The organism is Amycolatopsis sp. CA-161197 (genome assembly GCF_050942255.1).
GTDB lineage: Bacteria > Actinomycetota > Actinomycetes > Mycobacteriales > Pseudonocardiaceae > Amycolatopsis.
In genome coordinates this window covers 1,411,452-1,435,589 of the sequence record NZ_CP192059.1, presented here as the reverse complement: position 1 = coordinate 1,435,589, position 24,138 = coordinate 1,411,452, and the positions used below count along the sequence as shown (strand labels likewise).

25 protein-coding genes are annotated in these 24,138 nt (G+C 71.1%); 12 read left to right on the top strand and 13 right to left on the bottom strand.

The window, feature by feature from the left end; all coding sequences use genetic code 11:
• The first annotated feature begins 72 nt into the window (after nucleotides 1-72).
• Nucleotides 73-1,368 (top strand): PepSY-associated TM helix domain-containing protein, encoded by a 1,296-nt coding sequence (locus ACQPXB_RS07075; protein WP_432850236.1) that lies wholly within the window; start codon nucleotides 73-75, stop codon nucleotides 1,366-1,368.
• Nucleotides 1,365-1,724 carry a hypothetical protein gene (locus ACQPXB_RS07070; protein ID WP_432850234.1) on the top strand — a complete coding sequence of 120 codons (360 nt, stop codon included), beginning with the start codon at nucleotides 1,365-1,367 and terminating at the stop codon, nucleotides 1,722-1,724. Before ACQPXB_RS07075 ends, ACQPXB_RS07070 begins: the two co-directional genes overlap by 4 nt.
• Nucleotides 1,725-1,811: 87 nt before the next feature.
• Here ACQPXB_RS07070 and ACQPXB_RS07065 read toward each other — a convergent pair whose 3' ends face one another.
• Together ACQPXB_RS07065 and ACQPXB_RS07060 are read right to left on the bottom strand one after the other, a co-directional pair.
• A complete protein-coding gene (locus ACQPXB_RS07065) occupies nucleotides 1,812-3,116 on the bottom strand; it encodes an RICIN domain-containing protein (protein ID WP_432850232.1) in 1,305 nt (434 codons plus the stop codon).
• Between the two features lie 54 nt (nucleotides 3,117-3,170).
• Nucleotides 3,171-5,015 carry a glycoside hydrolase family 3 protein gene (locus ACQPXB_RS07060; protein ID WP_432850230.1) on the bottom strand — a complete coding sequence of 615 codons (1,845 nt, stop codon included), beginning with the start codon at nucleotides 5,013-5,015 and terminating at the stop codon, nucleotides 3,171-3,173.
• 167 nt (nucleotides 5,016-5,182) lie between these two features.
• Here ACQPXB_RS07060 and ACQPXB_RS07055 point away from each other — a divergent pair, with 167 nt between their 5' ends.
• Nucleotides 5,183-5,977 carry a hypothetical protein gene (locus ACQPXB_RS07055; protein ID WP_432850228.1) on the top strand — a complete coding sequence of 265 codons (795 nt, stop codon included), beginning with the start codon at nucleotides 5,183-5,185 and terminating at the stop codon, nucleotides 5,975-5,977.
• On the opposite strand, the gene ACQPXB_RS07050 is transcribed toward ACQPXB_RS07055, so the two are convergent.
• The 6 genes from ACQPXB_RS07050 to ACQPXB_RS07025 form a co-directional block, all read right to left on the bottom strand.
• Nucleotides 5,974-6,462 (bottom strand): YbaB/EbfC family nucleoid-associated protein, encoded by a 489-nt coding sequence (locus ACQPXB_RS07050; RefSeq protein WP_386949240.1) that lies wholly within the window; start codon nucleotides 6,460-6,462, stop codon nucleotides 5,974-5,976. The two genes, ACQPXB_RS07055 and ACQPXB_RS07050, sit on opposite strands and share 4 nt — an antisense overlap.
• The gene (locus ACQPXB_RS07045) at nucleotides 6,446-6,808 is read right to left on the bottom strand and encodes a YbaB/EbfC family DNA-binding protein (protein WP_366584463.1); all 363 of its coding nucleotides are present in this window, start codon (nucleotides 6,806-6,808) and stop codon (nucleotides 6,446-6,448) included. The genes ACQPXB_RS07050 and ACQPXB_RS07045 overlap by 17 nt, the downstream gene beginning before the upstream one ends.
• Nucleotides 6,809-6,814: 6 nt before the next feature.
• Nucleotides 6,815-7,915: an NlpC/P60 family protein gene (locus tag ACQPXB_RS07040; RefSeq protein WP_432850225.1), complete on the bottom strand. Its 1,101-nt coding sequence runs from the start codon at nucleotides 7,913-7,915 to the stop codon at nucleotides 6,815-6,817.
• Nucleotides 7,912-8,229: a hypothetical protein gene (locus tag ACQPXB_RS07035; protein WP_432850223.1), complete on the bottom strand. Its 318-nt coding sequence runs from the start codon at nucleotides 8,227-8,229 to the stop codon at nucleotides 7,912-7,914. Before ACQPXB_RS07035 ends, ACQPXB_RS07040 begins: the two co-directional genes overlap by 4 nt.
• Nucleotides 8,230-8,310: 81 nt before the next feature.
• The gene (locus ACQPXB_RS07030) at nucleotides 8,311-9,120 is read right to left on the bottom strand and encodes a DsbA family protein (protein ID WP_432856478.1); all 810 of its coding nucleotides are present in this window, start codon (nucleotides 9,118-9,120) and stop codon (nucleotides 8,311-8,313) included.
• On the bottom strand, nucleotides 9,117-9,656 hold the full coding sequence (locus ACQPXB_RS07025) for a MauE/DoxX family redox-associated membrane protein (RefSeq protein WP_366584580.1): 540 nt from the start codon (nucleotides 9,654-9,656) through the stop codon (nucleotides 9,117-9,119). The genes ACQPXB_RS07030 and ACQPXB_RS07025 overlap by 4 nt, the downstream gene beginning before the upstream one ends.
• 100 nt (nucleotides 9,657-9,756) lie before the next feature.
• Here ACQPXB_RS07025 and ACQPXB_RS07020 point away from each other — a divergent pair, with 100 nt between their 5' ends.
• The 4 genes from ACQPXB_RS07020 (at nucleotide 9,757) to ACQPXB_RS07005 (ending at nucleotide 14,814) form a co-directional block, all read left to right on the top strand.
• A complete protein-coding gene (locus ACQPXB_RS07020) occupies nucleotides 9,757-10,587 on the top strand; it encodes a glutamate ABC transporter substrate-binding protein (RefSeq protein WP_432850221.1) in 831 nt (276 codons plus the stop codon).
• A complete protein-coding gene (gene hrpB, locus ACQPXB_RS07015; RefSeq protein ID WP_432850219.1) occupies nucleotides 10,584-13,007 on the top strand; it encodes an ATP-dependent helicase HrpB in 2,424 nt (807 codons plus the stop codon). Before ACQPXB_RS07020 ends, hrpB begins: the two co-directional genes overlap by 4 nt.
• A gap of 104 nt (nucleotides 13,008-13,111) precedes the next feature.
• The gene (locus ACQPXB_RS07010; RefSeq protein ID WP_432850217.1) at nucleotides 13,112-14,026 is read left to right on the top strand and encodes an ATP-binding cassette domain-containing protein; all 915 of its coding nucleotides are present in this window, start codon (nucleotides 13,112-13,114) and stop codon (nucleotides 14,024-14,026) included.
• Nucleotides 14,023-14,814: an ABC transporter permease gene (locus ACQPXB_RS07005; RefSeq protein ID WP_432850215.1), complete on the top strand. Its 792-nt coding sequence runs from the start codon at nucleotides 14,023-14,025 to the stop codon at nucleotides 14,812-14,814. Before ACQPXB_RS07010 ends, ACQPXB_RS07005 begins: the two co-directional genes overlap by 4 nt.
• 44 nt (nucleotides 14,815-14,858) lie before the next feature.
• Here ACQPXB_RS07005 and ACQPXB_RS07000 read toward each other — a convergent pair whose 3' ends face one another.
• Entirely contained in the window at nucleotides 14,859-15,356 is a 498-nt protein-coding gene (locus ACQPXB_RS07000) for a TetR/AcrR family transcriptional regulator (RefSeq protein ID WP_432856474.1), read from the bottom strand.
• 108 nt (nucleotides 15,357-15,464) lie between these two features.
• On the opposite strand from ACQPXB_RS07000, the gene ACQPXB_RS06995 reads away from it, so the two are divergent.
• Nucleotides 15,465-16,598: an FAD-dependent oxidoreductase gene (locus ACQPXB_RS06995; RefSeq protein ID WP_432850213.1), complete on the top strand. Its 1,134-nt coding sequence runs from the start codon at nucleotides 15,465-15,467 to the stop codon at nucleotides 16,596-16,598.
• 169 nt (nucleotides 16,599-16,767) lie between these two features.
• Here the strand turns inward: ACQPXB_RS06995 and ACQPXB_RS06990 are convergent, their stop codons facing one another.
• The gene (locus tag ACQPXB_RS06990; protein WP_432850211.1) at nucleotides 16,768-17,430 is read right to left on the bottom strand and encodes a response regulator; all 663 of its coding nucleotides are present in this window, start codon (nucleotides 17,428-17,430) and stop codon (nucleotides 16,768-16,770) included.
• A complete protein-coding gene (locus tag ACQPXB_RS06985; protein WP_432850209.1) occupies nucleotides 17,427-18,989 on the bottom strand; it encodes a sensor histidine kinase in 1,563 nt (520 codons plus the stop codon). Before ACQPXB_RS06985 ends, ACQPXB_RS06990 begins: the two co-directional genes overlap by 4 nt.
• A 75-nt stretch (nucleotides 18,990-19,064) precedes the next feature.
• On the opposite strand from ACQPXB_RS06985, the gene ACQPXB_RS06980 reads away from it, so the two are divergent.
• Both ACQPXB_RS06980 and ACQPXB_RS06975 read left to right on the top strand, forming a co-directional pair.
• On the top strand, nucleotides 19,065-19,274 hold the full coding sequence (locus ACQPXB_RS06980; protein WP_366584485.1) for a hypothetical protein: 210 nt from the start codon (nucleotides 19,065-19,067) through the stop codon (nucleotides 19,272-19,274).
• Complete coding sequence (locus ACQPXB_RS06975) at nucleotides 19,271-19,999, top strand: hypothetical protein (RefSeq protein WP_432850206.1); 729 nt, start codon at nucleotides 19,271-19,273, stop codon at nucleotides 19,997-19,999. Before ACQPXB_RS06980 ends, ACQPXB_RS06975 begins: the two co-directional genes overlap by 4 nt.
• Here ACQPXB_RS06975 and ACQPXB_RS06970 read toward each other — a convergent pair.
• Together ACQPXB_RS06970 and ACQPXB_RS06965 are read right to left on the bottom strand one after the other, a co-directional pair.
• Nucleotides 19,981-20,202, bottom strand: coding sequence for a hypothetical protein (locus ACQPXB_RS06970; protein WP_366584489.1), 222 nt, complete (start codon nucleotides 20,200-20,202; stop codon nucleotides 19,981-19,983). The genes ACQPXB_RS06975 and ACQPXB_RS06970 overlap by 19 nt on opposite strands.
• 10 nt (nucleotides 20,203-20,212) lie before the next feature.
• On the bottom strand, nucleotides 20,213-21,343 hold the full coding sequence (locus ACQPXB_RS06965; protein WP_432850204.1) for an anion permease: 1,131 nt from the start codon (nucleotides 21,341-21,343) through the stop codon (nucleotides 20,213-20,215).
• Nucleotides 21,344-21,664: 321 nt separating this feature from the next.
• Here ACQPXB_RS06965 and ACQPXB_RS06960 point away from each other — a divergent pair, with 321 nt between their 5' ends.
• Both ACQPXB_RS06960 and ACQPXB_RS06955 read left to right on the top strand, forming a co-directional pair.
• Entirely contained in the window at nucleotides 21,665-23,101 is a 1,437-nt protein-coding gene (locus tag ACQPXB_RS06960) for a nitrilase-related carbon-nitrogen hydrolase (protein ID WP_432850202.1), read from the top strand.
• A 123-nt stretch (nucleotides 23,102-23,224) separates the two neighbouring features.
• The gene (locus tag ACQPXB_RS06955) at nucleotides 23,225-24,136 is read left to right on the top strand and encodes an alpha/beta fold hydrolase (RefSeq protein ID WP_432850200.1); all 912 of its coding nucleotides are present in this window, start codon (nucleotides 23,225-23,227) and stop codon (nucleotides 24,134-24,136) included.
• Nucleotides 24,137-24,138 lie beyond the last annotated feature (2 nt).

The following is a 24,138-nucleotide window of genomic DNA, read 5'->3' as shown; positions in this document are numbered from 1 at the left end:
GTTCACGTCGACCCTTTACGTGAGAGTTAAGCAAGGCTAACCTCACTTCGATCACCGGATCGAGGGGGACGGATGAGCACCGACGAGCTGACGCGCGCCCAGGCGCCTGCCCGCTCCGGCAGGTTCCGACGTTGGCTGAGGCGCAAGCCCGTGCGACGCGGGCTGGTCGTGACGCACCGGTGGACGTCGCTGGTGCTGGGCTTGCTCCTGGTGCTCGAGACGACGTCCGGGGCGATCCTGCTGTACCGCGGCGACTACTTCCGCGCGACGCACAGCGACTTCTACCACCAGACGCCCACCGAACACCCCATCAGGCTCCAGCAGGCGCGGGACATCGTCGCCACCGCGCACCCCGGCTTCTCCCCCGCGTGGGTGAGCAACGACGGCGGCGTGATCGCGGTCGGCGACCCGGACTTCGCCGAGGCGTACGCGGTCGACCCCGGGACCGGGCACGTCAACGGCCGCGCCCGCCTCGAGAGCGGGGTGATGGGATTCCTCGCGAACCTCCACGACTGCGGCCTGACCTGCGAGGGCTACCCGGGCTACGTGTCGTGGCTCGCGAAACCCGTGCCGACCGTCGGGTTCGCTTGGCCGCCCGGCACGAACTGGGGGCTGCTGCTCCTGGTCGTGCTCGGGCTGCTGATGGTGCTGCTCGCGATCACCGGCATCGTCGTGTGGTGGCCCGGCTTCCGGCGCTTCTCCCACGGCTTCCGCGTCCGCACGGGCAAAGGCCGCTTCGCGCGCGACTACGACCTGCACAACGTGATCGGCATCGTCGCGGTGCCGTTCGTCCTGATGTGGGGCGTCACGGGCGCCGCGTTCTCCCTGCCGCCGGTCAAGGACGCGTGGCTCGCGGTCACCGGCGGGACGGCCGCCGACCCGCAGAAGTACTCGTTCACCGCCAACGCCGCCGCGCCCGGCACGCCGGAGATCGGCATCGACCGGGCAGCGAAGGCAGCCCTGGCCGAAACCCCCGGGGAAATCCGCTACCTGACCACACCGCAGGACGGCTACTACACCGTCTCCATCGCCAGTGAGGGCTACCAGCCCTACGGCGCCCGCGCGTTCTTCGGCGGCGACCACACCGTGTACGTCGACAGCCACGACGCCACCCATGTGTCCGATGTGGACGCGAAACCCCAGCCGGGCGCGAACTCGTTCTACGACAAGGTTTTCGAGCCCGCCCACTTCGGCTGGCTCGTCGGTGGCTGGTGGCGGATCGTCTGGTTCGTCCTCGGCCTCGCGCCGCTGGCGTTGATGATCACGGGGATCTCGACCTGGCTGTTCCGCTCCGGCTCGAAACGCCGCCGTCGCAAAGCCCGGGCACAACGCGAAACACAACCGAACACACGCCAGGCAACGGCGTGATCGAAACCCTGGCCTTCGCCACCACGGTGGTCTGCGTGGCCGGCGGGCTCGCCGTGCTCGGCACCGGGCTCGCCGGCCGCTACCGCCGCGGCAGGACCCTCCCCGCGCTCGCCGTCGTGGAGCTGGCCCTGATCGTCCAGGCCGTCGCCGACGTCATCGGCCTCCTCACCGGAGACCGCCCGGCCGAGCTCGGCACCCACCTCGCCTACCTCGCGACGTCCCTAGTCCTGCTCCCCGTCGCCGCGGCGTGGTCTGCCGACGAACAAGGCCGCTGGGCCGCCGCCGTGATCGCCGTGGCGCTCCTGGCGCTCGCCGTGGTCGTGATCCGCGCCCAGACCACCTGGCGACCGGCGTGAAAAGGCCGCCCCGGGGCAGGAAACCCCGAAGCGGCCGTGCGCCGGGCCAACCGCCGCGTCAACGAAGGCCCGGCACGTACCGAAAACTCAAGCGATCTTGAACGACTGCGCCGCACCACCGTTGCACGTCGACTGCACGAGCCGCACGGAGTCGGCCGTCGAGCCGCCGGGCACCGTCAGGCACTTGCCGCTGTGCCGGGCGGTCAGGTGGTAGTAGCCGCCACCTTCGGACACCGGCAGCCACTGCTGGTTCGCGCCGTTGCTGTAGGACCACAGCTGGATGCCGGCGTTGTCCGCAGTGGACACATCCTGCACGTCGAGCACTTCGGCCGCGTTGCCGCGGTTGTTCACGCGCACGTACCCGTCGCTGGTCGGCTGGAACTGGTACTGCTGCGCGTTGGTGGCGTTGCAGGTGTACTGCTGCACCACGGTTCCGTTGGCCGTGCCCGCCGCGGCCGCGTCGACGCACTTGCCGGTGGCCTTGTTCACCACCGGATACCACGCGGAGGGCGAGATCCCGCCGGCCGGTGGCGTGGTGCCGCCGCCACCGGTCGCGCCGCCGAGCCAGCGCAGGCCGTCGAGCACGAAGCGGTTCTGGTCGGGGCTGGCGAACGTCGACGACAGCGCGGTGTTCGTGTCGTAGTTCATCTTGTTGTGGCCGAAGTTCGCGTAGATCATCTTGTAGTTCTTGTTCGTCCACATGATCGGGTAGTACCCGCTGTACCACGTCTGGGACGGGTCGTCGCCGACCGGGAACGTACCGGGGTCGAGCGAGGCCAGGATCGAGATGTTCGGGTTCTGGCGCAGGTCGTTCTGCCAGGAGTACCACTCGCTCACCGACGACTGGATCGTCGCCGGCAGGTTCACCGTAGACGGGTGCGTGCGGTTCTCGATCTTCAGCGTCTCACCGGTCGGGCCCCACGAGTTGGAGACGAAGCGGCCGGTGCCGAGGAAGTCGTTGTGGAACCAGTTCGCGTACGACGGCGTCGAGCTGTCGTTGTACGCCGTCACGTGGAAGCCGAAGAACCCGCCACCGGAGTCCATGTAGCGCTTGAACCCGTCGAACTGCGCCTGCGACTGCGGCTGGTCGTCGAGGAACATCACCACCGCGGCCTGCGAGGTGGTCAGCGACGTGAGCTGGTTCCAGTTGTTGGTGGCCGTGAACGTGTAGCCGTTGGCCGCCGCCTGCTGCTGGAACCACGGGCGCGCTTCGTTTTCGAAGCTGATGTGTGCCGCGTCGTACGTGCCGCTGTAGAAGGCGAGCACTTTGAACGGTGTCGCGGCAGCGGCGTGCGGCGTCAGCGCGGGCGAACCGTACGCGAGGCCGAGGCACGCGGCGAAGAACACCAGTGCTTTCCCGACCAGCCCGAACGGGCGTCGTTTGGCGAACATGGGCGATCCTTCCGGTGGGGGATGGGGAGCGGAGGAAGGGTTACTTCTGGTGCATCACCACGGGAAACGCTGGTGGTAGCGCAGCCCGTAGCCGAAGGGGAACAGCGCGGGCTTCCCGTCGCCGACGTTGATCGGCTGCTGGTCGGCGCTGCGCATCCAGGTGACCGGCAGCTTGCCGGTCGGGTTGTAGTCGCCGAAGAGCACGTCGGCCACGCCCTGGCCTTCGCTGCCCGGCAGCCACGATTCGATCAGGCCGGCCCAGTCCGGCAGCTGCTTCGCGATGTCCAGCGGACGGCCCGAAACCAGCACGACCACCGTGGGCACACCCGAGTCGTGCAGCTTCTGCAGCATCGCGAGATCCGTGGCGTCGAGGCCCATGTCCCCCGGCCGGTCGCCCTTGGTTTCCGCGTACGGCGTCTCCCCCACCACGGCGACGGCGACGTCGTAGGACTTGTCGATCCCGCTGCCGTCCTTGCTGAAGGTGACGGTGGAAGACTTCTTCACGGTCTTCTCGATGCCCTGCAGGATCGTCGTCCCCGGGATGACCGGTCCCGACGTGCCCTGCCAGCCGACGGTCCAGCCGCCGGCCTGGTTGCCCAGGTCGTCGGCGCTCTTGCCGGCCACGAAGATCTTGTTGCGGCTCTTGTCGAGCGGCAACACGTTGTGTTCGTTCTTCAACAACACTTGTGACTCCCGCACCGCCTGGCGCGCGAGATCGCGGTGTTCCTGACTTCCGATGGTGCTGAGGTAACGCCGATCGGTCAGCGGGTGTTCGAAAAGCCCCAGCTGGAACTTCTTCGTGAGGATGCGGCGGTTGGCGTCGTCGATGCGGGACATCGGCACCTTGCCGTCCTGCACGAGGGTGCGCAGGGTGTCGATGAACTTCTGCCAGTCGTAGGGCACCATCACCATGTCGATGCCGGCGTTGATCGACGCCTCGACCTCGTCGGGGGTGAAGCCGGTCTGGCCGTCGATCTTGTCGACGCCGTTGTAGTCCGAGACGACGATGCCGTCGAAACCGAGCTCGTTCTTGAGGACGTCGGTGACGAGGTATTTGTTCGCGTGCAGCTTCACGTCGTTCCAGCTCGAGTAGCTCACCATCACCGAGCCGACGCCGCGCTTCACCGCCTCCTTGAACGGCGGCAGGTGGATCGCGCGCAGCTCCTGCTCGCTGAGCTGCGTGTTGCCCTCATTGACGCCGCCGGTGGTGCCGCCGTCGCCGACGTAGTGCTTCGCCGTCGCCAGCACCGACGCCGGCCCGCCGAGTGACCGGCCCTGCAGGCCGGTGATGATCGACGTCATCTCCGTGGCGAGCTGCGGCACCTCGCCGAACGACTCGTACGTCCGCCCCCAGCGGTCGTTGCGCGCGACGCACAGGCACGGCGCGAAGTCCCAGTCGATGCCCGTGCCGGACACCTCTTCCGCCGTGGCGCGGCCGATCTTCTCCACCAGTTTCGGATCGCGCGACGCGCCGAGCCCGATGTTGTGCGGGAAAACGGTCGCGCCGTACACGCCGTTGTGGCCGTGCACCGCGTCGACGCCGTAGATCAGCGGAATGCCCAGCGGCGTCGCCAGCGCGGCTTTCTGGAAGCCGTCGTACATGTCGGCCCAGGTGGCCGGCGTGTTCGGCGTCGGCTGCGAGCTGCCGCCCGACAGCAGCGACCCGAGCCGCTCCGTCGTCACGTCCGCCGGCGACTTCACGCCCAGCCGCTCGGCCTGCATCATCTGCCCGAGCTTGTCGTCGAGCGTCATGCGCTTCATCAGATCCGCGACGCGCACCGAAACCGGCCGCCGCGCGTCCTTGTACGCAGGTTGGTTCCCGGCCAGCGCGGGCGCGTGCGCGCTCACCGTCAGCGCCGCGGCCAGCACCCCCAGCGTGATCGAACGTCCGACGCGCATCCGGCTACTCCTCGTCGAGCCACCAAACTTCACGTCTTGAATTAATGCACAGGTTTTCCAAGTGGTCCAGACCTTGCGGACAAACCGGTTGCCGGTGACCGGGACCGCGGAACGGGCGAACAATGCGGCCGTACCGGGTAATCTGGCTCTCGGCCTGGGGAGGGACCATGACTCGCAAGTTCGTCGCACCCACACTCATCGTGCTCGCCGTTCTGGTGATCGGGGCGCTCGTTTACGTCTTGTCGCGAACGACGCCGGCGGCACCCACGGCTTCGACCGCCCCGCACACCTGGGTCACGGTCACCGCACCGGTCGACGGCATCCGCCCCGGCCCGGACCCGGCCTCGGTCGTGATCCACGTGATGCTGCCCGCCGGCGGCCCCGGCTGCTCGCGTTCACCGCGCGTCGAGACGATGTCCGAAACACCGGACGAGCTGGCCACCGCCATCCATGCCAACGTGGTCTTCGAATCGTCGAATTCGGCCTACGGCGGTTGCCCCACAGAGCAACCCGCGGAGATCCCCTTCACCGCGACGGCCCCGATCGGCAACCGCGCTCTGGTGCTGAACAACGAAGCCTGGCACCGCACGGGCGCCACGTTCGCCCGCTGCGACGAGTTCCTCGGCTGCACACCGCCGGCCGATCACTGTGCGGACGAGTGGGTCGACCGGGCGGTGTTCGACCTGGACGTGCCGGTGAAGCACCTGCACGGGGTGCGCGACGTGCTCGCGTGTGACGGGCAGTGGCTGGTGTTCGACCTCAACCGGCACGTCGGCGACTGCCCGGTCGACGGCACGAGCTGCGTTCCCGGGACCGGGCCGGTGCAGCGTGTCGTCTACTCGTGGGAGGCGCGGGGCTGGAAGCAGGAGAACGGCACGAAAACCGGGACCTGCGAAGAAATCCGCGCCGCGCTGCCGCAGTTTCCCCAGGCGTTGTGCGGGAAGTTGCCGCCGCGCCGTTAGCCGGACCAGGGCGACGCGTTGTCGAAATACGCGTCGTCTTCTGCGGAGGCGGAGGGACGGGCGGAATTGCGTCGGGTCGGCCGGGCGAGCCGTTCCGAGCGGAGCCGCTGGAACTCCTCCACGGTCATGCCCGGGTCGTCGTCCGCGGAGCGCGCCGGGGCGGGTTGGCCGGAGAGCTGCTCGATCAGCAGCGTCACGTCTTCGCCCAGCTGGAGCGCGACTTTGTTGTAGCAGTCCTGCGTGGCCTCGACCATCGCCAGCCGCGTGACCTCGAGGATCAACGCGGCCAGCCGCGCCGGGTCCGCGTCGGTCACCGACGGCGCCAGCCAGAGCCGGCGCAACGCACCGAGGGCGTCGACGGTGACCTCGACCGTGCCGTCGAGGGCGTGGGCCGAGCCGCGCGCGTCGGCCATCAGGGCGGCGACCTGCGACAGCGCGGCCTCGCGGGCGCGGGCCTGGTCGATCAGCTCACGAGTACTGGGCATCGGGATCATCCTCGGTCAGCCGTTCGTACCCCAGCGACGCCAGCTGGTCCTGGTCGAGCACCGGCGAAAGGACCTCGTTCATCCGGTCGCCCGCGCGGCGCGTGGCTCGGTTCGAAAGCTCCATGATCAACGCCGCCAGCGCGTCCGAGCCGGAACGCAAAGCAGCACGCGAAATCCCGAGATCCACCAGCAAACCGCCGGGCGCCACCGACACGGCGACCCCGTGCGACTCCGCCTTGCCCACCACCGGGCCCGACCGCGCGAACCTCGCGGACGCTTCCGCACCGGCGCGCGCGGAAGCGTCCGCGATGCGCGCGGCTTCCAGACCGACATCGAACTCAGCCACCAAACCTCACCCCGTCGGCCGGTAGAAACCGATGAACTGCTGACCCGCGTTCGTCGTGCGGATCTTGCTGACCTGCACGGGATCGCCCGCCTCGACCATCTGCCCGTCGCCGATCACCATGGCGACGTGGCCGGACCACACCACGAGGTCGCCGGGCAGCAGCTGGTCGATCGACGGCACCTCGGCACCCACGGTCTGCTGGCGGGCCGTGCGCGGCAGCTGCAAACCCGCGTCCTGGTACGACGTCATGGTCAACCCGCTGCAGTCGAGCCCCTGCCCGCGCGCGGTGCCGCCCCACACGTACGGCACGCCGAGCTGCGACAACGCGGCGCGCACGGCCTTCGCGGCCGTCTCGTTGGGCGCCTTCACCGTCCGCCCGCCGGGCAGGTTGATGTCGACGCCCGTGCCCGGCTGCGGCGGGATCGCCACCGGCAGCCGCGGCTTCCCGACGAAACCACCACCACCGCCGTCGCTCCCACCACCGCCGCCCGCGTGCGCGCCGTTGCTGTTGAACGATTGCGGCACGTGCGTCGACGACGCCGCGCTGGTCGTGGTCGAGTCCGACCCGGCGAGCTGACGGCCCAGCGAGGTCAGCTGGTTGATCGTCTGCTCCGAGAAGGTGGCCGCCTGCCCGGTGAGCTGCCCGATCTTCGTCTGCAGCTGCAGCAGGATCTGCCTGGCCGCGGCCGCGCGGCTCTCCGGCGGCTGGATCCCGTTCACGGCCTTCAGCGCCTTCATCGACGCCGCGATCTCCCGCACGATCTGGTCGCGCAGCTGGTCGTTGCGGATCTCGCCGACGTGCAGTGTCTCGGCCGCCGCGGCCACGGCCTTCTCGATCTCGGCGCTCTCGTCGAGCAGGTCCTGGATCTCCTTCTCCAGGCCCTGCGACGTCGCGGCCGCGCGATCGGCGGTGTAGCCCGACGCGGAATCGGCGAGCTGAGAACGCTGCACGCCGGCCTGGTCCCGGACCTGGCCGACGGACGTCTGCAGTGCCACGTGCCCGTCACGCGCGCCGTGGAGGGCACCCGGGTCGTGCTTGAGCTTGGCCGCGAACTGGTTCGTGGTGTCCAGCCCGCCGCGCACGACCTGCTCGACCTCGGCCGTCACCGAAGCCTGCGGAGCGCGTCGCCGTGTTCCTCCTCCACCGCAGCGAAGTTGCCCTGCGTGCGCCGCGCGGCCTCGCCGACCTGGTGCCACCCACCGCCGAGGGCGTGCAGCCGCTCCTGCAACGAACGCATGCGCGCGCCGTACGCGCCGGAGAAGCCGGACTCGTGGCCCATGTCGGAGAAACCGACCGTCACGTGCGGGGCGAGGTGTCGCGAGCCCGCCTGCCGGACGTCGTCGCCGAGTGGATCGACCTGACGCGCGTACGTCTCGTAGGCGCCGTTGTCGGCGTGAAAACCAGAGCGAAAACCGGACACAACCCGCCCCTCCCCTGAGCCGAGAGGGCCAGGTTAACGGACGGGTTGTGCCCGGACAGGCGAAATGACCGGATCAGGTGGTCAGCTGCCGGTGCCGGTCAGCACGCCGGTGAGCCAGTCGCCCTGGGTGGAGATGGCCTTGCCGTTGACCGCGACGGTCGGGGTGCCGAAGCCGTGCGCGCCGTTCGGGAAGTCCTGGGCCAGGTTCGGGTCGTTCTCCGTCTGCTGGAAAGCGGCCTGGATCTGCTGGTTGTAGGTCCCGGCGTTCACCGCCTGGTCGAACTTCGGGTCGGTGATGCCCAGGTCGTGGCCGAGCTTGATCAGCTGCGCCTTGTCGTAGCCGCGGCCGCCCTCTTCCGGCTGGCTCTTGAACAGCGCGTCGTGGAACGCGGTGAACTTCTGCGAAGAGACGGCGGCGAGCGCCGCGTTGGCCGAGTCGAGCGAGTAGCCCGGCGGGTCCGAGTCCTGGTTGAGCAGCGTCACCATGTGGTACCGGACGGTCAGCTGGCCGCTGTTGACCGCCTGCTCCATCTTCGGGCCGTAGGAGTCCTGCAGTTGCTTGCAGTACGGGCACAGGAAGTCGGCGTACAGGTCGATGGTCTTGGCCGCGCCGGGCTTGCCGACGGAGACGACCACGCCGTCGAGCTTCTCGACCACGCCGGGCCCGAGCGTCGTGGACGTGGTCGGCGCGATGGCCGTGCCCTCCGTGGAGTTCTTGCTCGAGTTGATCCACACGACGCCGCCGATCACCACCGCGGCGACGACCACGACCGCCACGACAACGGCGATGATCTTGTTCCGGTCGCCCGAGGCACCCCTCGCCTGCGCGACCGACTTCGCGGCCTGCGCCTGGCGTTGGCGCTTCCGCGCTGCTTCACCCACGGTTCCTATTTCCCTTCAACGATGCCCGCGTTGTTCGCGAGCGCCGCGGAGCTCCCGGTCTCCACGGAATCCTCCACAGCGGAATCCTCCACCGCCGCGCGGCGCCGTCCCCAGCCGAGCCAGCCGTCGACCGAGAAGAACGAACGCGGACGCACCATCAGCCACACGGCCAGCACCGCGAACCCGGTGTCCCGCAGGATCTCCTGCGGGTACTGGGTCTGGCCGGCGGCCACGTGGCCGCCGCCGCCGAAGCACCCGCAGTCGATGCTCAGCCCGCGCGCCCACGACTGCGCGATGCCCGTCACGAGCACGGCCAGCATGACCAGCGCCGCGGTGGCGACCCAGCGCGTGGCCAGGCCGAACAGCAGCAGCAGGCCCAGCACCAGTTCGACCAGCGGCAACGCGGTCGCGACCGGCCGGACCAGCGCGCTCGGCAGCACGTCGTAGGCCTGCACGGCGATGAACGTCTGCCCCGGCGAGGCCAGTTTTATGGCACCCGAAACGAGCCACACGGCGGCGAGCCCGAGGCGGGCGAGGGTGCCGATGGTGTCGAGCGCGGGTTGGGGCAGTCGTCGCACACGCTTAGGCTAGCCGCCGGACCTGAGAACTTCGTGAGTTGTCAACACCCACCGACGGGAGGCGAGCATGCGAGTTCGCGCGGCGGTCACCGCCCTGTTGCTGCTGGTCACGTGCGTGGCCTGCGGTCCGGGGACGGTTTCGCCCGGCGATTCGCTCGTCAAGCGCGCGCGTGACGGTGACCACCTCACGATCGGGATCCGCTTCGACCAACCCGGCCTCTCGCAGCGCACGATCGACGGCCGGTTCGTGGGCTTCGACGTGGACGTCGCCAAGTTCGTCGCCGGCCAGCTGGGCGTGGACCCGGCCCACATCACGTGGCACGAGACCACGCCGGCCACGCGCGAGTCGGATCTCACCTCCGGCAGCGTCGACCTCGTGGTGGCCACCTATTCGATCACCGACAAGCGCAAGCAGCTCGTGTCGTTCGCGGGGCCCTACTTCGTCACCGGACAGGACCTGCTGGTGCGGCTCACATCGTCGGACATCACCGGTCCGGAGAGCCTCAACGGCCGTCGCCTGTGCTCGGTCACCGGCTCGACGCCGGCCCAGCAGGTGCGCGACAAGTTCGCGCAGGCCGTGCAGCTCGTCGAGTACCCGAGATACCCCGATTGTGTGACAGCCCTGCTCGCCGGCCAGGTCGACGCCGTGACCACCGACGCGGTGATCCTCGCCGGCTACGTCGCGCAGGACCCCGAGCTGCTGCGCGTGGTCGGGCACCCGTTCTCGACCGAGCGCTACGGCGTCGGCCTGCGCAAGGGCGACACCGAGGGCCAGCACGCCGTAGACGACGCCATCCGCAAGATGGTTTCGGACGGCGACTGGCTGCGGTCGCTGCAAGCCAACATCGGCCCGTCGAACTACCCGCTGCCGAAGCCGCCGGAGATCACCGAGCAGTGAGCCGCCTGGAAAACCTGCCTGACCTGCCCGTTCGCGCGGTGCTGCCCGACGTGCTGGCGGCGCTCGCCGACCACGGCACCGCCGTGCTGGTCGCGCCGCCCGGCACCGGCAAGACCACGCTCGTGCCGCTCGCGCTGGAGAACGGCGGCGGCCGCGTCGTGGTCGCCGAACCGCGCCGCCTCGCTGCCCGCGCCGCGGCTTCGCGGATGGCCGCGCTCCTGGGTGAACCGGTGGGCGAGACGGTCGGGTACGCGGTCCGCGGCGACCGGAAGGTGTCTCCGCGCACCCGGATCGAGGTCGTGACGTCGGGTCTGCTCGTGCGGCGCGTCCAGAACGACCCCGAGCTCGCCGGCGTCTCGACGGTGCTGCTCGACGAGTGCCACGAACGCCACCTCGACGCCGACCTGCTGCTCGCGCTCCTGCTCGACGTCCGCGCCGGCCTGCGCGAAGACCTGCGGCTGCTCGCGACCTCGGCGACCGTCGCCGCCGGACGGCTCGCCGAATTGCTCGGCGACGCGCCGGTGGTGACCGCGCACGCCCGCGCCTACCCCGTCGAGCTGACCTACCGCGCGCCCGCCCGTGGCGCGCGAATCGAGGCGACGGTCGCGTCCACGATCCGGCTGGCACTGTCCGAAGGGGACGGTGACGTGCTCGCGTTCCTGCCCGGCGCCGGGGAAATCGCGCGCACGACCGCACAGCTGGGCTCGCTCGACGCCGACGTGCTGCCGCTGCACGGCCGCCTCACCGCCGCCCGCCAGGACGAGGCGCTGCGGCCCCGCGACCGCAGGCGCGTGGTGCTGGCGACGGCCGTCGCGGAGTCGAGCCTCACCGTGCCCGGCGTACGGTCCGTGGTGGACTCCGGGCTCGCCCGCGTGCCGCGGGTGGACCACCGGCGCGGCCTGGCCGGGCTGGCGACCGTGCGCGTGTCCGCGGCCGTCGCCGAGCAACGCGCCGGACGCGCGGGCCGCGAAGCGCCCGGCCGCGCGTATCGCTGCTGGCCGGAGCACGAACAGGCGACGCTGCCCGCGTACCCGGAGCCGGAGATCCGCACGGCCGAGCTCGCGCGGTTCGCGCTGGAGCTCGCATGCTGGTCGACGCCGGACGGCAGCGGGCTGGCGTGGTGGGACCCGCCGGGCGAGGGCGCGCTGGCCGCCGCGCGCACGTTGCTGGTCACGCTGGGCGCGACGACCACCGACGGCACCGTCACCTCGCGCGGCCGCCGGATGGCCGACCTCGGCCTGCACCCGCGGCTCGCCCGCGCGCTGCTCGACGGGTCCGCCGCGGTGGGCACGCGCGCGGCCGCCGAGGTCGTGGCACTGCTCGACGCGGGCGCGCAGCTGACCGACGTCGAGGCCGAGCTGCGGCGCCTGCGCAGCGGCACGGACGACGCGGCGCGGCGGTGGAAAACGGAGGTCCGGCGGCTTTCGGGTCTGGTGAAATCCCCGGGGAGCGCGGGCAAACCCGACGCCGCGCTGGTCGTCGCGCTGGCCCATCCCGAACGGCTCGGGAAACGCCGGACCGGCAGCGCGCCCGTGTACCTCATGGCCGGCGGCACCGCGGCGGAGCTCCCCGCGGGCAGTGGCCTCGGCGACGCCGAGTGGCTGGCCGTCGGCGAAGCCACACGTGACCCCGGCCGCGTGCAGGGCACGATCCGGCTCGCCGCCGTCGCCGACGAAACCCTGGCCGTGCGAGCCGCACCCGCACTGGTGTCCGAAGTGGACGAAGTCGCATGGGACGGCGACGTCGTCGCCCGGCACGTCCGCCGCCTCGGCGCCATCGTGCTCGCCGAACGTCCGCTGCGCTCACCGCAACCCGAACTCGTGCACGACGCCCTGGTCACCGGCCTGCGTACCGAAGGCCTCGGCCTGCTGCGCTGGAGCGAAGAGGGCCGCCGCCTGCGTGAGCGCATGGCCTTCCTGCACCGCACTCTCGGCGCGCCGTGGCCCGCCGTGGACGACGACACCCTGCTGTCCGAAGTGGACACTTGGCTCGACCTCTCCCGGGCTCGCCGCCGCGCCGACCTTGCCACGGTCGATGCCGGCAGTGCCCTGCGCGGCCTGCTGCCGTGGCCCGAAGCCGCGCGGCTGGACGAACTGGCGCCCGACCGCCTCGAAGTCCCGTCCGGCTCGCACTACCGGGTGGACTACACCGGCGACCAGCCTGTGCTCGCGGTGAAGCTGCAGGAAACGTTCGGCTGGACCGCCACCCCGACCGTCGCCGACGGCCGCGTCCCCGTGCTGCTGCACCTGCTCTCCCCCGCCGGCCGGCCCGCCGCGGTGACGGCCGACCTGGAGTCGTTCTGGCGCACCGGGTACGCGGCCGTGCGCGCCGACCTGCGCGGCCGGTACCCGAAGCACCCGTGGCCCGAGGACCCGGCGACGGCCAAGCCGACGCGCCACACCACCCGCCGGTCGCGCTGACCCCTGCCGAAGGTCGGGGGTCGCGCGAGCCGGAAGTCCGATGCCCGCGGTGCCCCTCGAACTGCAGACTTCCTTCCCAAGGGATCGAACCCATGGGAGGGCACATGATCACGCTTCGCGGATTGACGAAGCGCTACGGGGAGAAGACGGTCGTCGACGGGCTCACGTGCGTCGTCGCACCAGGCAGCGTCACCGGGTTCCTCGGGCCGAACGGATCGGGCAAGTCGACGACCATGCGCATGACGGTGGGCCTCGACCGGCCCACGGCGGGCAGCGTGCTGGTGAACGGCAAGCCGTACGCCGAGCTCAAGCACCCGCTGCGCGAGGTCGGCGCGTTGCTCGAAGCGAAGGCACTGCACCCGGGCCGTAGCGCCGGGCGCCACCTGCTCGCGATGGCGCGCAGCAACGGCATTCCGGCGTCACGCGTCGAGGAGGTGCTGGCGACAGTCGGGCTCACCGACGTCGCCGGCAAGCGGGCGGGCCAGTTCTCGCTCGGCATGGGACAGCGGCTGGGAATCGCGGGCGCGCTGCTCGGCGATCCCGGCGTGCTGATGTTCGACGAGCCCGTGAACGGCCTCGACCCCGACGGCGTGCGCTGGGTGCGCCAGCTCATGCGCTCGCTCGCCGAGGAGGGGCGCACGGTGTTCGTGTCGAGCCACCTGATGAGCGAGATGCAGCTGACGGCCGACCACCTCGTGGTCATCGGCAAGGGAAAACTGCTGGCCGACGCGCCCGTCGACGAGTTCATCGCCGGCAACTCGCTCAGCTCGGTCTCGGTGCGCGTGCCCACGCCCGTCGAGCGCGACACGCTCGCCCGGCACCTGCTCACACGCGGTGCCGCGGTGGACCCCGGCGAGGCCGACGAGCTGGTGGTGACCGGCGCCGGGGTCGGCGAAGTCGGCGATCTCGCCCACGAGCTGGGCGTGCGGCTGCACGGCCTCGGCGAGCGGGCGGCTTCGCTGGAGCAGGCGTACATGGAACTGACCGCTTCGTCGGTGGAATACGGGGTGACGGCATGACGACCACGCAGGTACGCGCGGGCGGCGGGCTTTCGGGGGCCGTCGCGTCGGAGTGGACGAAGTTCTGGTCGGTGCGCAGCACGTGGTGGAGCCTCGCCGGCGGCGTGCTGCTGATGCTGCTCTACAGCGGCGTTTCCGGGCTGTCACAACGGCTTGGGGACACCAGTCCGCCGCAGGGCCCGCACGACATCGTGGTCAACGGCTCGATCTACCTCACCGAGTTCTGCGTGATCGCGGTGGCCACGCTGTTCGTCACGAGCGAGTACGCCAGCGGCAGCATCCGCTCGACGCTGCAGTGGGTGCCGGTGCGCTCGACGTTGGCGCTGGCGAAGGCGGCCGTGCTGGTGCCGGTGCTGTTCGCGTACGGCGTGGTGGCGGCGCTGCTCGGCATGGCGACCGCGGCGGTGCTGATGCCGGGCGCGGCGCTGACGACCACGTTCGGCGACGGGTTCGCGGCGGCCGCGGGCATGGGGGCGTACTTCGCGCTGCTGGGGGTGCTGTGCGCGGGCATCGGGTTCGCGTTGCGCAGCGCGGCGGGGACGATCGTGGTGACGATGGTGCTGCTGCTGCCGTTGCCGATGCTGCTTTCCGCTTATGTGGCGCCGGAGATCATGAACTACTTCCCGGCGTTCGCGGGGATCAACGGGATGGTGCCGGCCGGTGAGACGAATCCGTTGGTGCGTGGGGTTTCGCCGTACTCGCCGTGGGTGGGCGTGCTGATCTGTCTGGTGTGGGCGGCGGCGGGGCTGTTCCTCGGCACTTCGGTGCTGAAGCGGCGTGACGCCTGATCGGGTTTTGCGTTTCGTGGAGGGGCCTCTTGCGAGGGGCCCCTTCACTGCGTGCTGGGAATGCCGAGTCCATTGAGGACGGCGCGGGCCCCCTCGGCGAGCTCTTCCCGATCGGGCGGATTCGTCGACCCGGTGCCGGCGAGAGCGTCGAAGATCGAGCCGTCGAGCCAGTTGAGGAGCACGCGAGCGTGACGCTGGGGATTCGTGGAGCCGGCGGCGCCGAGAAGCGCGACGCAGAGCTCGCGGATTTCGAGGCCGCCGGCGTCGTAGGCCGCACGCAGCTCCGGGCGGCGGGTGGCTTCGAGGGCGAACTCGTAACGGGCGAGCATTCGGGAGCGGCCGACGGTGATGGCGGCGTGGACCGTCGAGGCGAGCACTTCGGCGATGTCCTGCGCGGCCGGGTCGATGTCCGACTGGTCGAGCTCCACCATGCGCTTGATCGCGAGCTCCAGCAGCGCGGCGCGCGTGCGGGCGTAGTACGACGTCGAGCCCGCCGGCAGCCCCGCGGCCCGGTCGACGGCCCGGTGGGTGAGCCCGCGCATGCCGTCGGCCGCGATCACCTCGATGGCCGCGTCGCCGATCGCCGAAATCCTCTCCACGATCAGCACACTACAGGTGTAGAGTACTCTACAAACGTAGAGGAGACGGTCATGGAGCAACGGCACGCGGTCGTGATCGGCGGGGGCATCGTGGGGCTGAGCGCGGCCGTGGGGCTGCACCGCACCGGCTGGCGGGTGACGGTGTACGAGCGGGCGCCGGAGTTCTCGGCCATCGGCGCGGGGATCTCGATCTGGCCCAACGCGCAGCGGGCACTGGCGGAGCTCGGCGTCGACGCGCCGCTGCAGCCCCAACGCGACGGCACCGTGCTCGACCCGCACGGCCGCCGGCTGGCGACGTGGAGCCAGGACGCGTACGTGCAGCGCTACGGACTGCCACTCGCCGCGATACACCGTGCGGACTTGATCACCGCGCTGTCCGCCGAGTTGCCTGCATCGAGCCTGCACACGGGGGTCGACGTGCTGTCCGCAACCCCGGACGGCCTGGTCACGCACGCTTCCGGCACCGTCCGCGCAGACCTGGTGGTCGCCGCCGACGGCATTCACAGCCCGATCCGCACCTCGCTCTACCCGCACACGCGCGTGGTCTACAGCCGCGGCACGGCCTTCCGCGGCGTCGCCGAACTGCCCGGCGCCGAGCTGAGCCTCCAGTGGGGCCGCGGCACCGAAATCGGCGCTCTCCCCCTGCGCGACGGCCGCGTCTACTGGTGGATCGCCGAGGCCCGCCCGGAAGGCATCCGCCACGCCGACCCGCGCGCCTACCTGCTTTCGCGGTACCCCTTGTGGCGCACGCTGATCGCCTCCTCACCCGAAGTCCTGCACCGCGACCTGCGCCACCTGGCCACGCCGCTGCCCTCCTACGCCCACCACCACCTCGCCCTCCTCGGCGACGCCGCCCACGCCATGCCGCCCTACCTGGGCCAGGGCGGCTGCCAGGGCATCGAGGACGCGATCGTGCTGGCCGCCTGCCTGGCCGGGACTTCCGACGTGGCCTCCGGCCTACGCGACTACGACGCCCTGCGCCGCTCGCGCAGCCAGCGCGTCTGGCGAACGTCGATCCGCGCGGGCTCGCTGGGTCCGCTGTTGCGCAACCCGGTCGGGGCCGCCGTGCGCACCGCGCTACTGCGGCTGGCCCCGCCGTCGGCGATGGCTCGGGCGGAGAACTGGATCAACGACTGGCAGCCGCCACGCCTGCCCCGAACCAGCGCTGCCGCCGACCACCCGTGACACGCGGGTTCCCACGCACACCAGCGGCCATTGCGCAGCGCGGCCGGCGCGTCGGCCGACCTGTGCGCGGTGCGGCGCGGGCCTCTTGTCTCGCTGTCGGCCGGCGGCCGCGGGGTGGCGAAGCGCAACCAACGCCACATTGGGGTGGTCCGGAGATCGGCGGCTCGGCTTACTCCGCTTCGCCGCCGACCAGGCCGGCCTCGTAAGCCGTGATCGCGGCCTGGACGCGGTTGCGGGCGCCCAGGCGCGTGAGGATGGTGCTGACGTGAGCTTTGACAGTGCCTTCGACGACGAACATGCGTGAGGCGATGTCGGCGTTGGACAGGCCCGTCGCGAGGTGTGTGAGGACTTCGCGTTCGCGGGTCGTCAGGGCGGCGATGCGGTCGCGGGCCGCCGCGCCGCGGGTGAGGGCGCCGCCGGAGAGGCGGGCGATGACGCGGGACGCGACCTTCGGGGAGAGGAACGCGGCGCCGTCCGCGACGGCGTGGATGCCCGACAGCAGTTCGCGGGGGTCGCCGGCCTTCAGCAGGAAGCCGCTGGCGCCGAAGCCCAGGGCGCGTTCGATGTAGGCGTCTTCACCGAAGGTCGTCAGGATGATCACGCCGGCGTCCGGCAGCACGCGGCGGATCTCGGCGCCCGCGGCGAGGCCGTCGAGGACCGGCATGCGGATGTCGAGCAGCACCACGTCGGGCCGGGTGGCCAGGGCCTGGGCCACGGCTTCACGGCCGTCGGCGGCTTCCGCGACGACCTCGATGCCGGCGTCGGCCGCCAGGATCGCCGCGACGCCCGCGCGGATCATGGCCTCGTCGTCGGCCAGCAGCACCCGGATCACGGTTCGTCCTCACTGTAGAGATCCTTCGTCACGAGCCGGTCGCCCTCGAAGCAGAGCCTGATCGCGGCGTAACGCACGTTCCACCAGCTGCGCGAAGTGCCGTAGTACTCGCACGTGCTCCCGGCGGGCTTCGGCGGCTCGCCGTACTGCGGTTTCGACAGCCGTTGCTGCGAAGGCAACAGCGGCGCGATCGACTCCCGCGTCGCCCCCAGCCTGATCTGCTGGTAGACCCCCATCGACACCTCCGAGCCGTACCACTGCACGAGGAACGCCACCCCGCTGCCGCCGATCACCACGCCGAACAACGCCAGCGGGATCACGATCGCCTGCACCAGGCTGCGCCGCACGTCCCGCCGTGCCAGTTCCCACTCGCGCGCCGACTCGGACTGCTCGACGTCGGCGTCGGCCTCGGAAGCGGGCCCCGGAGCGGCGTCGTGCGGCAGCGTGGCCACGACCTCGAAGCCGCCGCCCGCATCGGGCCCCGCCCGCAGCGCACCCCCGACCAGCCGGACGCGTTCGCGCAGCCCGATCAGCCCCCGCTTGCCCGACGCCCCCGGCAACGGACCCGCGGGCGGCCGCGCGTTCACCACCCGGATCTCGGTGCTCGCCGGCGAGCTGAGCACCCGTACGGTCACGGCCGCGCCCGGCGCGTGTTTCGCGACGTTCGTCACCGCCTCCTGCACCACGCGGTACGCCGCCCGGGCGACCATCGGCGGTGCCGCCTCGAGACTGTCCACTTGCGACTCGATCAGCAGCCCCGACGCGCGGGCCCGCTCCAGCAGCTCCCCCAGGTCACCCTGCACGGGCTCGATCGGCGCCGCGTCCTCGCGCAGCACGCCGATGATCTCGCGCAGCCGCTCGGTCGCCGTCGCCGCGTTGGCGCGCAGGTCGCCCGCCGCGGCGCGTTGCGTGTCGTCGAGACCACCCGCCACTTCGAGAGCCGCCGCACGCACGGCGATGAGGCTCAGCTCGTGGCCCAGGGAATCGTGCATGTCACTGGCGATCCGCGCGCGTTCCCGCAGCCGGGCCTGGTCGGCGACGAGCTGCTGGCGGCTCTCCATCTCCTCCGCCCGCCGCCACCCCGCGCGGGCCAGCTCGCGCCGCAGCCGTACGTGGCGCCCCAGCAGCCACGGCGCGACCCCCGCGAACGCGAGCACCCCGAGCATCGCGCCCCACGCGCCGAACCCGGCCGAGGGCAGCACGAACGCCACGGGCAGCCCCGCGAGCGCGATCGCCGAGCACGTGAGCACGGCCACACGCACCTGCGTCATCCGGAGACCGGCGAGGTACCCCACGGTGACCATGAGGAAGACCTCCCACACGGCCACTCGCCCGCCCCAGCCGAACGCCACCACCACGGCCGTGGCCATCGTGACGATCAGCGACACCGTCGGCAGCCGGCGCCACGCGGCGACCGACACCGTTGTGGCGGCCAGCCCGAAGATCAGCTCCCACGGGTTGGGGTTGTTCGTGGCGTCGATCGCGACGACGCCGGACAGGAAGACCCAGAGCAGGACGTCGAGCACCACTCGCCACCTGCGCCTGGTCACCTCCTTCATGGGACCTGACGCTACAAGGCCCGCGACGGCGGTCACCACTGTCGAAAGTCAACCGCTGAGGCATGATGGCTGACCATGGCTGAGCGCACACTCGCCGAGCAGCTCGGCGGCCCCCTGCCCGAGGGCATCGAAGCCCTGCCCGAAGACGCGCGGCAGGACCTCGCCGCCGCGTTGCGCGACGCCCGGCACCGGCAGGCCAAAGCCCTCGCCCAGGCGGGTGAGGAAGGGTTGAAGTACGTGCCGGCGCTCCTGCGCGGCGCTGTCCGCAAGGCGGTCGGGCTGTGAACCCGGAGATCCTCAAGCTCGCGCGCGTGCTCGACGTCGAACCCGAACGGCTGGCCTACCTCGCCGACGTGGACGTCGCCGACCTGCAGCTGTTCCGCGAACAGGTCAAGACCACGCTGTTCGACGCGAACCTCGTCGTGCTCGAACGCATGGCGCTCGCCAGCCGGCTGCTGCCCGCGCCCGTGGTCGCGAAGATCGCCGAGAAGGTGTTCGGACCACTGCTGTGCGCGCGGATCGCCGGGCTGGTGGACGTCTCGCGCGGCGTGGACGTTGCGAAGCGGCTGCCGCCGAAGTTCCTCGCGTCGGTGGCGGCGGAGCTGGACCCGCGGCGTGCGACGTCGATCATCACGCGCATCCCGCTCGACACCGTGGTCGCGGTGGCCGCGGAGCTCACGCGGCGGGAGGACTGGATCACGCTCGGGCGGTTCGTCGGGCACCTGCCGGACCCGACCGTGCGGCGCAGCCTCGCCGTGCTCGAAGACGCCGCGCTCCTGCGCACCGCGTACGTGCTGGACGACAAAACGCGCATCGACCACGTGATGGGCCTGCTGCCCGAAGGACGGCTGCCGCGGCTGATCCGCGCGGCCGGCGCCGACGAATCGCTGTGGGAACCGGCGCTCGACGTGTTGACCAATATGGGAAAAGCTCGCCGAGAAGCGGTGTTGCCGCTGCTCGACGAGCTTCCGGACGAACTACGCGGCCGCGCTCAGGCCGCGATCAAGTAGATCCCGTACGCGACCACCGCCGCGCACACGGCGAAGCACACGATGGAACCCGTGAACGCCGCGACGCCCGAGCCGCCTTGTTCCCGGGCGGATTCGCGCGCCGAAAGCCCGCGGATGCCGTAGGCGAACAGCACCGTGAGCACCACGGCCGCGGCCAGTGCGACGACGAAGACGGTGCCGAGGGCACCCCAGTCGATGTCCATGTCCGCTCCCTCAGGCCGCGACCGGAGTGGCCTTGGCGGCGTCCGGCTCGTCGTTGATGGTGTTGGCGCTCACCGGGTTGCGGCGCGACGCGAGCCAGATGCCCAGCGCCACGAGCACCCCGACGGCGCCGATGAGGATCGTGCCCCAGCTGCCGCGGGTCGAGACCGCCGCCGCGATGGCGCCGACGACGGCTGCCGCCGGCAGCGTGAGCACCCAGGCGATGACCATCTTGCCCGCGACGCCCCAGCGGACCTCCGCGAGCTTGCGGCCGAGGCCCGAGCCGATGATGCCGCCCGAGGTGACGTGGGTCGTCGACAGCGCGAAGCCGAGGTGCGACGACGCCAGGATCACGGCTGCGGAGCTGGTCTCCGCGGCGAAGCCCTGCGGCGTCTGGATCTCGGTGAGCTTCTTGCCCATGGTCTGGATGATGCGCCAGCCGCCGAGGTACGTACCGGCCGCGATCGCGAGGCCGCACGCCCCGATGACCCACAGCGGCGGGTTCGAGCCCGGCGCGAGCGTGCCGCCGGCGATGAGCGTCAGCGTGATGACACCCATGGTCTTCTGCGCGTCGTTGGTGCCGTGGGCGAGCGAGACGAGGCTGGCCGAGAGGACCTGACCGGTCTTGAAACCCTTGCCCACCACGCCTTCCTTGGCCTTCTCCGTGATGCGGTAGGTCAGGAACGTGCCGACGAGTGCCACGATCCCGGCCACGATCGGCGACGCGACCGCGGGGATCAGCACCTTCTCGACGACCTTGCCGAAGTGCACGGCGTCCGCGCCCGACGCGATCCACGTCGCGCCGATCAGACCGCCGAACAACGCGTGCGAAGAACTCGAAGGCAGGCCGACGAGCCACGTCACGAGGTTCCAGATGATGGCGCCGACCAGCCCCGCGAAAATCACCACCGGGGTGACCTTCGTGTCGTCGACGATGCCGCCGGAAATCGTTTTCGCGACCTCGATCGACAGGAACGCCCCGACCAGGTTCAGCACGGCCGAAATGGCGACGGCGATTCTGGGCTTGAGGGCTCCCGTGGCAATGGAAGTGGCCATGGCGTTGGCCGTGTCGTGGAACCCGTTGGTGAAGTCGAAGGCGAGTGCCGCGACGATCACCACCAGGACAATGAGGGAAAAGTCCATGGGCGTTTCTCCAGCTCGGTGGTCGTGCTGTTTAGAAGCTACCCATCAACCGAGCGACGCCTAATCTCGTACGAGTGGCCTCTGGTTGAACTCTGCGTAAACGAGGGCAAGGCCGGGCAAGTCCAATTCCCGCGTTCACCTGGTGATCAACCAATCGACTAGCCAGGTTCGGTGAATCCGTGTTTGCACCGTTAATTCTTGATGTCGGAATTAGGAGCTTTGGGTGGTGCCAGCCCTACCTCGGATACTCCGGTCCAGCCCAGTGCTTCGGCGGCGTTCGGCTGCGACGGTGGTGGTCCCACCACGAGAGGGGCCGTCCGGATGACCGCCACGGCAAGCGTTTCCCGTTCGACTCGACGCCATCTCGGCTGGGCGGCGGCCGCCACCGTCGCGTCCGGGGTGCTCATCCACTTCGGGCTGGGGTTCGAACCAGTCGCCGTGCTGGCATGGCTGGTGCCGCTGCCCGTGTTTCTCTTGGCGCCGCGCACGAGCGCGTGGGTGGCGAGCGTGGCGGCGTTCCTCGCCTACCTGGGCGGAAGCGCCGGCAGCTGGCACTACTTCCTGAACTCGCAGACGGTGCCGGTGCCCGCCGCGCTCGCGATCCTGCTGGGGTCGCCGGTGCTGTTCGCGGCGACGGTGGCGCTCTTCCGCCGGCTCGTGCGGGTGGGCCGGCCAGTGCTCGCGACCGCCGCGGCGCCAGCGGTCTGGACCGCGGTGCTGTACGGCGTTTCGGTGGCCAGCCCGTTCGGCGTGATGGGGACGTTCACGACCAGCCAGGGCGACCAGCCCGACGTGCTGCGCCTCGCGTCGGTGCTCGGCGGGTGGGGTGTGGAGTACCTCGTGCTGCTGGTGCCGGCCGCACTCGCCGCGGTGCTCGCGCCCGGCGTCCGGGCGTCGGCGCGGGTCGGCATCATCGTGGTGACGGCCGGGGCGGTCGGCGGCGCGTTGGCGTTCGGTGCCACGTCCGCTTCGGCTGCGGTGGGCCAGGTGCGCGTCGCCACCGTGGCTCGCAGCGTGCCGGCGTGGGCGGCGGACCCGGACACTCCTGCCGGCCAACAGGTTCTCCAGTCCTATGTGGACGCTCTCACGGCGTTGCCGGCCGACGTCCGCGTCGCCGTGCTGCCGGAGGCCGCGTTCGGCACCGACCGCGCTCGGCTGGCGGGCGTCACCGGGCCGTTGGCCGCCGTCGCCCGGGCCAAGAACCTCCAAGTCGTGACCGGCGCGATCGTGACGGACGCTGGTCACGAGGCCGACAACACCGCCCTCGACGTGCCCCCGGCCGGCCCGACAGTTGAATACCGCAAGTGGCGCAACGGTTTCTCGCCTCTCGCCTCCGGCCACGACCTCGCCCACCTCGCGGAACAGCCCATCGGGCTCGAGGTCTGCATGGACGTCAACGTCCCGTCGCCCACCCGCGACTACGCCCGCGCCGGCACCGGCCTGGTGCTGATTCCCGCCTCCGACGAGGACGTCGACGGCTGGCAGCACAGCCGCACCGCCCTGCTCCGCGGCGTCGAGCACGGTGTGTCCGTGGCCTGGAGCGCCGCCCGCGGCACGTCGCTCCTGAGCGACCCGCGCGGCCACATCCTCGCCCAGGCCCGCACCGGCGCGGCCCCCATGGCCGTCGCCGTCGCCGACGTCCCCCTCGGCACGGGCGACACGCTCTACAGCCGGTTCGGCGACTGGTTCGCCTGGCTCTGCTGCCTGGTGGCCGCGGCCGGGCTCGCCTTCACCCGCGGCCGCACCGCTCGCCCTTGAGGGCAGCGACCGTGCCCCCGCTCGCACTGGCGTTCCATGATCATCATGGCCTACGGTGGGGAGCGTGAACGACCAGGGCACCCGCGTCACACACCTCCACTCCACGCCCGTGCGAGCGCACCGGTGACCGGGCTGCGCGAGGCGACGCTGCAAATCGGCAACCACCGGCACACCGGCCTCGCCACCGGCCCGGACGACGGCGAACCCGTCCTGCTGCTCCACGGCTGGCCCGAGTTCGCCGAATCGTGGACCGCCGAACTCCACGCCCTCGGTGACGCCGGCTACCACGCCCTCGCCGTCGACCAGCGCGGTTACGCCCGCGAAGCGCGCCCGACCGGCGTCGAGCACTACTCCATCGACAACCTCGTGACCGACGCACTGTCCTTTGCGGACACGCTCGCCGCCACCGGCGGCATCGCGAGCGCCGAAGCGGCCGGTGCCCCGGCCGCTGCAGGGGCACCGAGGCGTTTCCACCTCGTTGCCCATGACTGGGGCGGCATGGTCGCCTGGGTGCTCGCCACGCGGCACCCCGAGCGGCTCAAGTCGCTCACCGTACTCTCCACTCCGCACCCCGGAGCCCTGAAGCAGGCAGCGCAGGACGAAGACCAGCAGAACCACGACCTCGACTACGTGCGCTTCTTCCGCGCGCCCGGCGGGGTCGCCGAGGCGTCGATGCTGGCGGACGGCGCGGCGCGCCTGCGGGCGGCCTACGCGGGCCGCGTCCCGGAGCACCAGGTCGAGCGCAACGTCGCCCGCCTCGCCGAGCCGGGCGCTCTCACCGCGACGCTCAACTGGTACCGCGGCGCCACCGACGACGAGTTCACCGTCCCCGCCGGCCGCATCACCGTGCCCACGCTCTACGTGTGGGGCGCCCAGGACACCAAGCTCGGCCGCACGGCCGCCACGAACACCGCGGAGTTCGTGGACGCCGCCTACCGCTTCGAGATCTTCGAGGACGCCGGCCACTGGCTGCCGGAGGAAGCGGCCGACCGCGTCAACCCGCTCCTGCTCGCACACCTGTCAGCACACCGCTGAGG

What these genes read in the sequence shown, in the direction of transcription:
- ACQPXB_RS07000 (WP_432856474.1), bottom strand. Translation starts at nt 15,356, where the DNA reads ATGCGCGGGCTCACCCACCGGGCCGTCGACCGGGCCGCGGGGCTGCCG.
- ACQPXB_RS07005 (WP_432850215.1), top strand. Translation starts at nt 14,023, where the DNA reads ATGACGACCACGCAGGTACGCGCGGGCGGCGGGCTTTCGGGGGCCGTC.
- ACQPXB_RS06980 (WP_366584485.1), top strand. Translation starts at nt 19,065, where the DNA reads ATGGCTGAGCGCACACTCGCCGAGCAGCTCGGCGGCCCCCTGCCCGAG.
- ACQPXB_RS06965 (WP_432850204.1), bottom strand. Translation starts at nt 21,343, where the DNA reads ATGGACTTTTCCCTCATTGTCCTGGTGGTGATCGTCGCGGCACTCGCC.
- ACQPXB_RS07050 (WP_386949240.1), bottom strand. Translation starts at nt 6,462, where the DNA reads ATGCCCAGTACTCGTGAGCTGATCGACCAGGCCCGCGCCCGCGAGGCC.
- ACQPXB_RS06970 (WP_366584489.1), bottom strand. Translation starts at nt 20,202, where the DNA reads ATGGACATCGACTGGGGTGCCCTCGGCACCGTCTTCGTCGTCGCACTG.
- ACQPXB_RS07020 (WP_432850221.1), top strand. Translation starts at nt 9,757, where the DNA reads ATGCGAGTTCGCGCGGCGGTCACCGCCCTGTTGCTGCTGGTCACGTGC.
- ACQPXB_RS07075 (WP_432850236.1), top strand. Translation starts at nt 73, where the DNA reads ATGAGCACCGACGAGCTGACGCGCGCCCAGGCGCCTGCCCGCTCCGGC.
- ACQPXB_RS07055 (WP_432850228.1), top strand. Translation starts at nt 5,183, where the DNA reads ATGACTCGCAAGTTCGTCGCACCCACACTCATCGTGCTCGCCGTTCTG.
- ACQPXB_RS06995 (WP_432850213.1), top strand. Translation starts at nt 15,465, where the DNA reads ATGGAGCAACGGCACGCGGTCGTGATCGGCGGGGGCATCGTGGGGCTG.
- ACQPXB_RS06985 (WP_432850209.1), bottom strand. Translation starts at nt 18,989, where the DNA reads ATGAAGGAGGTGACCAGGCGCAGGTGGCGAGTGGTGCTCGACGTCCTG.
- ACQPXB_RS06960 (WP_432850202.1), top strand. Translation starts at nt 21,665, where the DNA reads ATGACCGCCACGGCAAGCGTTTCCCGTTCGACTCGACGCCATCTCGGC.
- ACQPXB_RS07060 (WP_432850230.1), bottom strand. Translation starts at nt 5,015, where the DNA reads ATGCGCGTCGGACGTTCGATCACGCTGGGGGTGCTGGCCGCGGCGCTG.
- ACQPXB_RS07010 (WP_432850217.1), top strand. Translation starts at nt 13,112, where the DNA reads ATGATCACGCTTCGCGGATTGACGAAGCGCTACGGGGAGAAGACGGTC.
- ACQPXB_RS07065 (WP_432850232.1), bottom strand. Translation starts at nt 3,116, where the DNA reads ATGTTCGCCAAACGACGCCCGTTCGGGCTGGTCGGGAAAGCACTGGTG.